Annotated in this window: 7 protein-coding genes; all 7 read left to right on the top strand. The window is 73.4% G+C overall.

What is annotated here, in order from left to right:
* The first annotated feature begins 146 nt into the window (after positions 1-146).
* Entirely contained in the window at positions 147-1,385 is a 1,239-nt protein-coding gene (locus ACFW9D_RS18620) for an SLC13 family permease (protein ID WP_384623187.1), read from the top strand.
* Between the two features lie 261 nt (positions 1,386-1,646).
* Positions 1,647-3,683, top strand: coding sequence for a phosphocholine-specific phospholipase C (locus tag ACFW9D_RS18615; protein ID WP_384623219.1), 2,037 nt, complete (start codon positions 1,647-1,649; stop codon positions 3,681-3,683).
* A 190-nt stretch (positions 3,684-3,873) separates the two neighbouring features.
* The gene (locus ACFW9D_RS18610; protein WP_384623185.1) at positions 3,874-6,111 is read left to right on the top strand and encodes an MMPL family transporter; all 2,238 of its coding nucleotides are present in this window, start codon (positions 3,874-3,876) and stop codon (positions 6,109-6,111) included.
* A 62-nt stretch (positions 6,112-6,173) separates the two neighbouring features.
* Positions 6,174-6,740: a GNAT family N-acetyltransferase gene (locus ACFW9D_RS18605; protein ID WP_188336721.1), complete on the top strand. Its 567-nt coding sequence runs from the start codon at positions 6,174-6,176 to the stop codon at positions 6,738-6,740.
* 35 nt (positions 6,741-6,775) lie between these two features.
* Positions 6,776-7,423, top strand: coding sequence for a hypothetical protein (locus tag ACFW9D_RS18600; RefSeq protein WP_384623183.1), 648 nt, complete (start codon positions 6,776-6,778; stop codon positions 7,421-7,423).
* A gap of 179 nt (positions 7,424-7,602) precedes the next feature.
* Positions 7,603-7,821 carry a hypothetical protein gene (locus ACFW9D_RS18595; RefSeq protein WP_384623181.1) on the top strand — a complete coding sequence of 73 codons (219 nt, stop codon included), beginning with the start codon at positions 7,603-7,605 and terminating at the stop codon, positions 7,819-7,821.
* A 71-nt stretch (positions 7,822-7,892) separates the two neighbouring features.
* Positions 7,893-11,033 carry an AAA family ATPase gene (locus ACFW9D_RS18590; RefSeq protein ID WP_384623179.1) on the top strand — a complete coding sequence of 1,047 codons (3,141 nt, stop codon included), beginning with the start codon at positions 7,893-7,895 and terminating at the stop codon, positions 11,031-11,033.
* Positions 11,034-11,084: the final 51 nt, after the last annotated feature.

The following is an 11,084-nucleotide window of genomic DNA, read 5'->3' as shown; positions in this document are numbered from 1 at the left end:
TGCGCCGCGCGTCGGTGCTCGCTGCTTCTGTGGGGGCGTCGCCCTTCTCCTCCCACCACCCCCCCCCCACCCCCCCCCGCTTCCTTGTGTTCACGTCACGGGGGCGCCGCCCCTGCCCCCGTTCCTCGCACGCCGGAGAGGCCCGAGTGCTGCCCGCCGCCCTGATCCTGCTCGCCGCAGTGCTCACCTTCGCGGTCGTCCGTCCCCGCAAGTGGCCGGAGGCCGTCGCCGCCGTACCCGCCGCGGCCGTCGCCGTGGCCATCGGCGCCGTCACCCCGCAACACGCCTGGACCGAGACGAAGGAACTGCTCCCCGTCGTCGGCTTCCTCGCCGCGATCCTGCTCCTGGCCCAGCTCTGCGCCGACGACGGACTCTTCCGCGCCGCCGGTGACGCCGTCGCCCGGGCCTGTCACGGCAGTCCCACGCGCATGCTCGGCGGCGTCTTCGCCGTCGCCGCGACGGTCACGGCCGTGCTGAGTCTGGACGCCACCGTCGTCCTGCTCACCCCGGTCGTGTTCGCCACGGCCGCCCGCATCGGAGCGCGCCCCCGCCCGCACGTCTACGCGAGCGCCCACCTCGCCAACTCGGCGTCGCTGCTGCTGCCCGTCTCCAACCTCACCAACCTGCTGGCGTTCACCGCGAGCGGGCTGACCTTCACCCGGTTCGCCGGGCTGATGACCCTTCCCTGGCTCGTCGCGATCGGGATCGAGTACGCCGTGTTCCGGCGGTACTTCGCCGCCGACCTCGCCACGTACGCGCACGAGCCGAAGGACGAGGAGGCGCCCGGCGTCCCGCGTTTCACGCTCGTCGTGCTGGGGCTGACGCTCGCCGGGTTCGCCGTGGCCTCCTTCGCGGGGGCCGAGCCGCTGTGGGCCGCGCTCGCGGGCGCCGCCGTGCTCGGGGCGCGCTCGCTCGCCCGCCGCCGCAGCACCCCGCGCGAACTCCTCACGGCCGCCAACCTGCCGTTCTGCCTGTTCGTCCTCGCGCTCGGCATCGTCGTCAAGGCCGTCGTCGACAACGGGCTCGGCGACGCCATCGCCCGCGTCCTGCCCGACGGCACGTCCCTGGCCGCGCTGCTGGCGATCGCGGGCGCCGCCGCTCTCCTGGCCAACCTCATCAACAACCTGCCGGCCGTGCTCGCGCTGCTGCCGGTCGTCGCACCCGCGGGCCCCGGACCCGTCCTCGCCGCCCTCATCGGCGTCAACGTGGGCCCCAACCTCACGTACGTCGGCTCGCTCGCGACGCTGCTGTGGCGGCGCATCGTGCACGCACACGGCACCGAACCGGAGCTGGGGGAGTTCACCCGGCTCGGCCTGCTCACCGTCCCCGCGACGCTGCTCGGCTCGACGCTCGCGCTGTGGGCCTCGCTCGCCGTGCTCGGCTGAGGCCCCGGACCACGGGGGTCGAAGGGGCGAAAGGTCGCAGAGGCCGGAGTTGGACCTTTGTGACGGACTGTTGGACGTTTACGCCGTGGCCCGTCCGCGTACTTCCCTGCGCCATCCGGCGTCGCTAGCGTCCCCGCCGAACCACTCAATGGGTCAACCGCAGACCATTAGGTGCTGCAGCCCCTTACGTTCGGAGGTCCCGTGTCCCCGTCGTCGGACTCCCCGTCGCCCGCGTCCCCGGCCCTGTCCCGCAGACGCCTCATGGCCCTCGGCGGAGGGGCGCTCGGTGCCGCCGCGGCAGGATCCTTCCTGCCGCCGTCGCTGCAGCAGGCCCTCGCCGCCCAGGCCGAGGCCGGCGCACCGCCGCAGGGCGGACTCGACGCCATCGAGCACGTCGTGATCCTCATGCAGGAGAACCGGTCCTTCGACCACTACTTCGGCACCCTGCGCGGTGTCCGCGGCTTCGGCGACCGCAACGCGATCACGCTGCCGAGCGGCAAGAGCGTCCTCGAGCAGCCCGGCGCGCTGCGCACCGTCCTGCCGTTCCCGGTCCGCGAGGCCGCCGCGACGCAGAAGAAGGACCTCCAGTACATCGGCGCCCTCGACCACTCCTGGAGCGGCGGCGCCAAGGCCTGGAACAAGGGCTGGCACGACGGCTGGATCACCGCGAAGACCGCGGCCACGATGGCGTACTACACACGCGAGGACATCCCGCTGCACTACGAGCTCGCCGACACCTTCACCGTCTGCGACGCCTACCACTCCTCCATCCACTCCTCCACCAGCCCCAACCGCAACCACCTGTGGAGCGGCAAGACCGGCAACGAGCCGAACGGCACGCGCGCCGTCGGCAACGACGCCTACAACGAGGGCACCCACCCCGGCTACGACTGGGGCACGTACGCCGAGCGCCTGGAGCAGGCGGGCGTGAGCTGGCAGACGTACACGGAGTGGGAGAACTTCACCGACAACCAGATCGAGTTCTTCACCACCTTCAAGGCCATCGCCCGCAAGGTGCTCGCCGGCACCGGGCTCACCTTCATGGAGGCCTTCTACGCCAAGGTGCGCGACGCGAAGGACGACGCCGAGCGCGACGCGCTCCTCGCCACCCTGGACAAGGGCGTCGCGACGCTCGACAAGAAGGAGCGCTCGCTGTTCGAGCGGGCCCTGCGCCGCGTCCCCACCGGGAAGCTCGCCGACACCTTCGCCGCCGACGTCGCCGCCGGAAAGCTGTCCCGCGTCTCCTACCTGGTGCCCTCCGCCGTCGACTCCGAGCACCCCTCCGTGTCCTCGCCCATCCACAGCGCGACCATCGTCTACAAGGTCCTCGACGCGCTCGCCTCGCACCCCGAGGTGTGGAAGAAGACGGCCGTCTTCATCAACTACGACGAGAACGACGGCTTCTTCGACCACGTGCCGCCGCCCGTCCCCGGCCCGGACGTCACCGAGGAGCACTGGCAGGGCCTGCCCACCGGCCTCGGCATCCGGGTGCCGATGCTCGTCGTCTCGCCGTGGACCGTCGGCGGCTACGTCTGCTCCGAGGTCTTCGACCACACCTCCGTCGTCCGCTTCCTGGAGCGCTGGACGGGCATCCGCGAGCCCAACATCGGCGCGTGGCGCCGCCAGGTCACCGGTGACCTCACCGGTGCCTTCGACTTCCGCCGCACCGCCCGGCAGCCTTCCGTCGAGCAGCCCGGACCCGTGCCCGCGTTCAGCGGCCGATGGGCGCCGCAGCCGCCCGCGCCCGACCGGCAGGCCGTGCCCGAGCAGGAGCCCGGCAGCCGGCCCGCGCGTCCTCTCCCGTACCAGCCGGACGCCCACGCGCGCGTGCGGGACGGCAGGCTCACCCTGAACCTGAGCAACACCGGAAGCTCCAGCGCGCACTTCGCCCTCTACCCGTACGCGGGGGAGGCCGCCGCGCCGCTCCACTTCGACGTCCCGCGCGAGCAGGCCGTACCGGTCGGCGCGGAGGGCGCCACCGCGTACGACTTCGTGGTGACCGGGCCCAACGGCTTCCGGCGCGAATTCCGCGGCCGCACCGACGCCGGCGGTGACGTCACGACGACCGTCGACGGACGCGCGCGGGTGCTGCGCATCCGGCTGCGCGCCACGGGAGAGGCGTCGCAGACCTTCACCCTCGGCGAGCGCACCGTCACGGTACGGCCCGGGCGGACCGTCACGATCGTCCACGAGACCGCCGACGCGCACGGCTGGTACGACGTCGAGATCAGCGCCGACGGCCTCCACAGGCGCCTCATGGGCCACATCGAGAACGGGCGCCCCAGCGTGTCCGGATGACGCCCCGCCGATACCCCCGAGCGTGTGGGATATCCCTGTGAGTAAGCCCACGAAAGCGACAAAGGATCTCCTCGGCCTGTAAGAGTGGCTGCTCCTTGCTCATGTGTTCTTTGCGGGCTGTTCATCTTTAAACGGCTTTTGTACGGCTGTTCCCGGTCAAAGATCCATACATCATCCAGGGAGCATGTCCGTGGCCGCACTCGCACGCTGGTGTGTCCGGCATCGGCTCGTGGTCGTCCTGCTGTGGCTGCTCGCCCTCGGGGGCACCGCCGCTGCCGCGACCGCCGCCGGTTCCGCCTACTCGAACGACTACGAGGCACCCGGCACCGAGTCCGGCCGCGCGACCCAGCTGCTGAACGAGAACTTCCCCGCGCTCGGCGGCGACAGCGACACCGTCGTCTGGCACATCAAGGACTCCACCGTGCGGGCCGCGGACGTCGAGACCGCGATGAGCAACACCCTGCGGCAGATCGGCGACCTGCCCGGCGTCTCCGCCGTCGCCTCGCCCTATGAGGCCGACTCCGGCGGAGCCGCCGGGATCAGCGCCGACGGCCGCACCGCGTACGCCACCGTCAGCTTCGACCAGCAGTCCGACGACCTGCCCGTCAGCCAGGCGAAGGCCGTCGTCGACACCGCACGCGCGGCCGAGCACCACGGACCCGACGGCCTCCAGGTCGAACTCGGCGGCAGCGCCGTCGCCCTCACCGAACCCACCTCCGCCCATGTGTCGGAGATCGTCGGCGTCGTCGTCGCGGCCGTCGTCCTGCTCCTCGCCTTCGGCTCGCTCGCCGCGGCCATGCTCCCCATCGCCACCGCTCTCGTCGGCGTCGGCACCGCCTACGCCGGCATCGTGCTGCTCGGGCACGCCATGACCGTCGCCGACTTCGCACCGATGCTCGGCATGCTCGTCGGCCTCGGCGTCGGCATCGACTACGCCCTGTTCATCGTGACCCGGCACCGCAAGGGCCTCAAACAGGGTCTGTCCGTGCCGGAGGCCGCCCAGCGGGCCGTCTCCACCACCGGCCGCGCCGTCGTCTTCGCCGGCGCCACCGTCTGCATCGCCCTGCTCGGCATGCTCATCCTGCGGCTCAGCTTCCTCAACGGCGTCGCCATCGCCGCGTCGCTCACCGTGCTGCTCACCGTCGCCGCCTCCGTGACCCTGCTGCCGGCCCTGCTCTCCCTCATCGGCCCGCGCGCCCTGTCCCGCCGCGAACGCCGCCGCCTCGCCGAACACGGCCCCGCCCCCGAACTGCCGACCGGGCTCGCCGCCCGCTGGGCCGCCTTCGTGGAGCGCCACCCCAAGCTGCTCGGCGGCCTCGCCCTCGGTCTGATCACCGTCCTCGCGCTCCCCACTCTCTCCCTCCACCTCGGCACCTCCGACCAGGGCAACAACCCGCGGTCGAGCACCACGCGGCAGGCCTACGACCTCCTCGCCGACGGCTTCGGCCCCGGCATGAACGGGCCGCTCACCCTCGTCACCGAGGTCGACGGCGCCCAGGACAAGGCGGCCCTCACCCACCTCGCGCACGAGCTGCGCACCACCGACGGCGTCGCCACCGTCTCGCCGATCACCTACAACGCCGACGACAGCGCCGCCCACCTCACCGTCGTCCCCGACTCCTCCCCGCAGTCGCAGCAGACCAGCGACCTCGTCGACCGGCTGCGCGCGGACGTCGTCCCCGAGGCGCAGTCCGCCGGCGGCACCCTGGACGTCCAGGTCGGCGGCGTCACCGCCAGCTACGACGACTTCGCCGAGGTCATCATCGGCAAGCTGCCCCTCTTCGTCGGCGTCGTCGTCGGACTCGGCTGCGTCCTGCTGCTCCTCGCCTTCCGCTCGATCGGCATCCCGCTCAAGGCCGCCGCGATGAACATCGCCGCCGTCGCCTCCGCCTTCGGTGTCGTCGTCGTGATCTTCCAGTGGGGCTGGGGCAGCGAGCTCCTCGGCCTCGGCGCCTCCGGCCCCATCGAACCCTTCCTCCCCGTGATCATGGTCTCGGTCCTCTTCGGGCTCTCCATGGACTACCAGGTGTTCCTCGTGAGCCGGATGTACGAGGAATGGCTGGAGACCGGCGACAACCGGCGGGCCGTCCGCGTCGGCCTCGCCGAGACCAGCCGCGTGATCAACTCGGCCGCGGTCATCATGATCTCCGTCTTCCTCGCCTTCGTCCTCAGCGGCGACCGCGTCATCGCCATGTTCGGCATCGCACTCGCCGTCGCCGTGGCCGTCGACGCGTTCATCCTGCGCACCCTCCTCGTCCCCGCCCTCATGCACCTGCTCGGCGGCGCCAACTGGTGGCTGCCCCGCTGGCTCGACCGCATCCTGCCCCGGCTCAGCATCGAGCCGCCCGAATGCCGTCCGGCCGGGGATGCGAAGATCCCCGAACAGCGCGCCGCGACCGGCGAGGCGCTGAGCGACGCGGCCTCGTGACCACGGGCCGCGAGTCCACGGGCCGGAGATCCGTCCGGCCCTGACGGCGACGGAGGCCACCGATGTACGAGATCGCGCTCGACGAGACCGCCCGGCTGAGGCCGCTGGAGCCCTGGCGCGCCGAGGAGTTCCTGGCCCACATCGAGCGGGGCCGCGAGTTCATCGGCCAGTTCATCCCCTTCGGCTCCACCGCCACCGACGTCGACTCCGCCCGGGCCGCCCTCCAGCGCTACGCCGACATGCGCGCCGCCGACACCGGCGCCCTGCACGGCATCTGGGTCGACGACACCCTCGTCGGCGGCGTCCTCACCCTCAACGTCGACGCCGAGCGCGGCAACGCCGAGGTCGGCTGCTGGCTGGAGCCCTCCGCCACCGGACGCGGCCTCGTCACCCGCGCCATGCTCCCGATGATCGATTGGCTCTTCGACGGGCGCGGTATGCACCGCGTCGAATGGATCGCCGCCTCCGGGAACGTGCCGAGCCTGAACGTCGCCCGCCGCCTCGGCTTCACCCGCGAGGGCGTCCGCCGCGAGGCCGCACCCTGGCGCGGCGTCCGCCACGACCTGGAGTTCTGGTCCTTGCTCGCCCGGGAGTGGCCGAGCGCCCGCGCCGCCCTCCTCGCGCGTTAAGCCCCCTCTCAGACTCCGTCCGTACGGTGCGCACCATGACTACGAAGACGGATGCGAACACGAAGACGGACGCGCAGCCGGCCGCCCCCACCCCGGCCGAGGACGAGGCCCTGGCCGAGGCGGCGGCCGGGACCGGCGGGGAGGCCGATGCCGCTGCCCCCGCCGGGTCCGATGCCGATACCCGTGCCGAGGCGCGGGACGAGGACGAGGCGCACGCCGAGGACGACGCCGAGGAGGCCGCTGACGAGCTCGCCGATTCCGGTGACGTGACCGCGCCGGAGTCGGCCGGCGTGGGCCAGGGCGCCGCCGCCATCGTCTCCGCCGCCCTCGGCTTCCTCTCCCTGTCCGGCAGCTGGATCGGCACGATCGTCTCCGCCCGCGAGACCCTCACCGGCCAGCTGAACCTCTCCACGAACGCGAACCCCGGCGTCGCCGCCCAGGTCAAGGAGGGCTACACCGACGGCTGGCACGCCACCGCCGCCGTCGGCGGATTCTTCGCCCTCCTCGCCCTGGTCGTCGCCGTCGTCGTCCTGGCCCGCCCCGCGTTCGGCGCACCCGGCCGCCCCCAGGCCGCCTGGATCAAGTCCGCGGCCTGGGCCGGGGTCTCCCTCGGCGTGATCGGCCTGATCCTGGCCGTGGCCAAGTACACCGACCTGATCTTCGGCACCCCCGGCCTGAGCTGACCTGAGCACCCCCAGGGGGCCTTAGGCACCGCGCACCTCCCCCGAGCGCGCCGCCTAAGGCCCCCGCCGCGTCCCAGATGCGGCACTCTCCCGATGTGGCGCACCCCCCTGGGCGACGAAAGTGGAGGCATCGCGGAAAGCACTCCGCGAGAAACCGCCGAAAGCACCAGGGAGACACCGTGTTCGAGTACGAGATCCACCAGCAGCGCGCCCTCGAACTCCGCCGCGAGGCCGACGAGTACCGCCGCGCCCGCGCCGCCGCCCGGGCCGCCCGCGCCGAGCGATCCGAGCGCGCGGGCCGCGGCTCCGTGAGCCACGGGGCCGGAGGGCGGGTGAGCACCGAGGTCCCGGGCAGTACCGACAGCCCCCGCCGCCACCGGGCACCCCGCACCGCATGAACCCGGCACCCCGGCCCCCGGCCGGGCCCGGCAGCCCGAAAACCCTTGCCCTCGTCCCGGATCAATGTGCGATGCTCGGCGCTGTGGAGACCCGATCCGTCAGCCCGGTGTTCGTCGGCCGTGCCGACGAACTCGGCACACTCGACACCGCCCTGACCCGCGCCGCCGCCGGCGAACCCCAGGCCCTGCTGCTCGGCGGCGAGGCCGGGGTCGGCAAGACCCGGCTCGTCGAGGAGTTCGCCGCCGGCGCCTGCCGCACCGGCGCCGTCGTCGTCACCGGCGGCTGCGTCGAAATCGGCGCCGACGGCCTCCCGTTCGCCGCGTTCTCCACCGCACTGCGCGCCCTGCGCCGCGCCCTGCCCGACGAGGTCGACGCCGCCGCCGCGGGCCGCGAGGACGAACTGGCCAGAGTCCTGCCCGAGTTGGCCGACCGCCCGGCCGGCCCGGGCGCCGCCGACGGACCCGCCGCCGAGCCGCGCGGACGCGACGGCCACGGGGACGAGACGGCCACCGCCCGCCTCTTCGAACTCACCGTCCGCCTCCTCGAACGCGTCGCCGCCGACCGCACCGTCCTCGTCATCCTCGAAGACCTGCACTGGGCCGACGCCTCCACCCGGCACCTCCTCTCCTACCTCTTCCGCACCCTGCGCGGCGGCCGCCTCGTCGTCGTCGCCACCTACCGCTCCGACGACGTGCACCGCCGCCACCCGCTGCGCCCCCTGCTCGCCGAACTCGACCGGCTGCGCACCGTCACCCGCATCGAACTCGGCCGGCTCAACCGCGCCGAGGTCGCCCGCCAGATCGCCGGGATCATCGCCGACGAACCCCAGCGCTCCGTCGTCGACGACATCTTCCGCCGCTCCGACGGCAACGCCTTCTTCGTCGAGGAACTCGCCGTCTCCGCCGCCCAGGGCTGCGCCACCGGCCTCACCGACTCCCTGCGCGACATCCTCCTCGTCCGCGTCGAGTCCCTCCCCGAGCCCGCCCAGGGCATCGCCCGGATCTGCGCCGAAGGCGGCTCCACCGTCGAGTACGCGCTGCTCGCCGCCGTCGCCCGGCTCGGCGAGGACGAACTCATCGAGGCCCTGCGCTCCGCCGTCGGCGCCAACATCCTCACCGCCTCGCCCGACGGCGACGGATACCGCTTCCGGCACTCCCTCGTCCGCGAGGCCGTCAGCGACGACCTGCTCCCCGGCGAGCGCTCCCGCATCAACCGGCGCTACGCAGAAGCCCTGGAGGCCGAACCGGCCCTCGTGCCCGCCGACGCCCGCGTGATGCGCCTGGCCGCCTACTGGTACCACGCGCACGACCCGGCCAAGGCGCTGCCCGCCGTGCTCGACGCCTCCGTCGAGGCCCAGCGCCGCCACGCCTACGCCGAGCAACTGCGGCTCCTGGAAAGGGCGATGGAACTCTGGGACGGCGCAGCCCAGGAGATCCGCGACCGCCTGCGCCTGGCCGACTACGTCGACGAGTACCTCGCCTGCGGCTGCGACCCCGCGAAGACCCCGCTCGGCTACCTGGACCTCATGGCCGAGGCCGCCGTCGCCGGCCGCCTCTGCGGCGAACGCGAACCCGCACTCAAGATCGCCAAGCGCGCCATCCGCATCCTGGAGGACGCCGCGCGCACCCCGGGCGGCGGTGACCCGCTGCGCGCCGCCTGGTTCTGGATCCAGCGCAGCAGCCTCACCTCCACCCTCGGCCGCAGCGACGGCTGGGACGAGATCGCCACCGCGCAGGAGCTGGTCCGCGGCCTGCCGCCGTCCGCCGTGCACGCGGAGGTGCTCACCTACGCCGCCTCCTGGGGCATGCTCCACAACCCCGGCGCCGAAGCCCTCGCCGCCGCCGAGCGCGCCGTCGAGTACGCCCGCATGGTCGGCGCCGAGGAGATCGAGCTCAACGCCCGCCTCGTCCTCGGCGGCCTCCTCGTCGACGCCGGCGACATCGAAGAGGGCTTCACCGAGATGTACGCCGTACGCGAGCGCTCCGCCGAACTCGGCCTCATCGCCCGCATCCGCCACGTCAACGTGAACCTGCCCTCCGTCCTCGAAGGCTCCGGCCGCTCCGCCGAAGCCGTCCGGCTCTGCGACCTCGGCATCGCAGAGTGCCGCCGCTACGGCCTCACCGACACCAAGGGCTGGGTCCGCGCCAACAAGGCCGAGTCCCTGATCTCCCTCGGCCGCTGGACCGAGGCCGCCGACGCCGCCGAGCGCACCCGCGCCATGGCCGTCAGCGACAAACCCCGCGCCACCGCCGGACTCCACCTCGCCACCCTCGCCCTCGCCCGCGGCGCCCTCCAGGAATCCGCCGCCCACCTGGCAGCGGCCCGTGAGCTCTACGGCACCCACGATCCGATGCCGCAGTACCTGCTGCCCCTCACCCATCTCTCCCTCGCTCTCGCCGTCGCCCAGGGCCGCCTCCTCGACGCCCGCGCCGAACTCGACCGGCTCGTCACCGCCGGCCTCCCGCACTCCATGCAGCGCTACCTCTGGCCCCTGCTGCGCACCGCCGCCGCCGCGGAGGCCGACGCCCGGGGCCTGCCCGCCGCCGAGGCGGAGCGCACCGAGGCCGTCGCCCGTATCCGCGACGCCGCCAAGGCCCAGGCCGTCCACGTCCCCGTCTGGCAGGCCCACGAACAGTGGGTCCGCGCCGAACTGCTCCGTGCCGAAGGCCGCGACACCGCCGACGACTGGTCCGCCACCGTCACCGCCTTCGAACCCCTCGAGCGCCCCTACGACCTCGCCCGCGTCCGCTACCGCCTCGCCGAGTCCCTCCTCGTCTCCGCCGCCGCGTCCGGCAGCTCCGCCGAGGACGACCGCGACCGCGCCACCGAGCTCCTCCGCCTCGTCGCCGCCGTCGCCGACCACCTCGGCGCCCGACCGCTCACCGAGTCCGTCACCCTCCTCGCCCAGCGCGCCCGCCTGAGCCTGAGCCCCGCCCACACCCCGCGCCGCCCGGACACCCCGGCCGACCCCGCCGACCAGCTCGGCCTCACCAGCCGCGAACGCGACGTCCTGCGCCTGGTCACCGCCGGCCGCAGCAACCGCCAGATCGCCGAGGAACTCTTCATCTCCCCGAAGACCGCCAGCGTCCACGTCTCGAACATCCTGGCCAAGCTGGGCGTCGCCGGCCGCGGCGAGGCGGCCGCCCTGGCCCACCGGCTGCAGCTCGTCCCCGCGCGCCCCGTGGCCGCCCCGCCCCGAGCCGCGGGCTGACCGGCCCGGGACCGGCTGCCGTACGCTGGACGGGAGACTCGGCCGGTCCCT

It is taken from the genome of Streptomyces sp. NPDC059524, assembly GCF_042749255.1.
In the GTDB taxonomy this organism is placed as follows: Bacteria; Actinomycetota; Actinomycetes; order Streptomycetales; family Streptomycetaceae; genus Streptomyces; species Streptomyces xanthii.
This window is presented reverse-complemented; position numbering and strand designations above follow the sequence as displayed.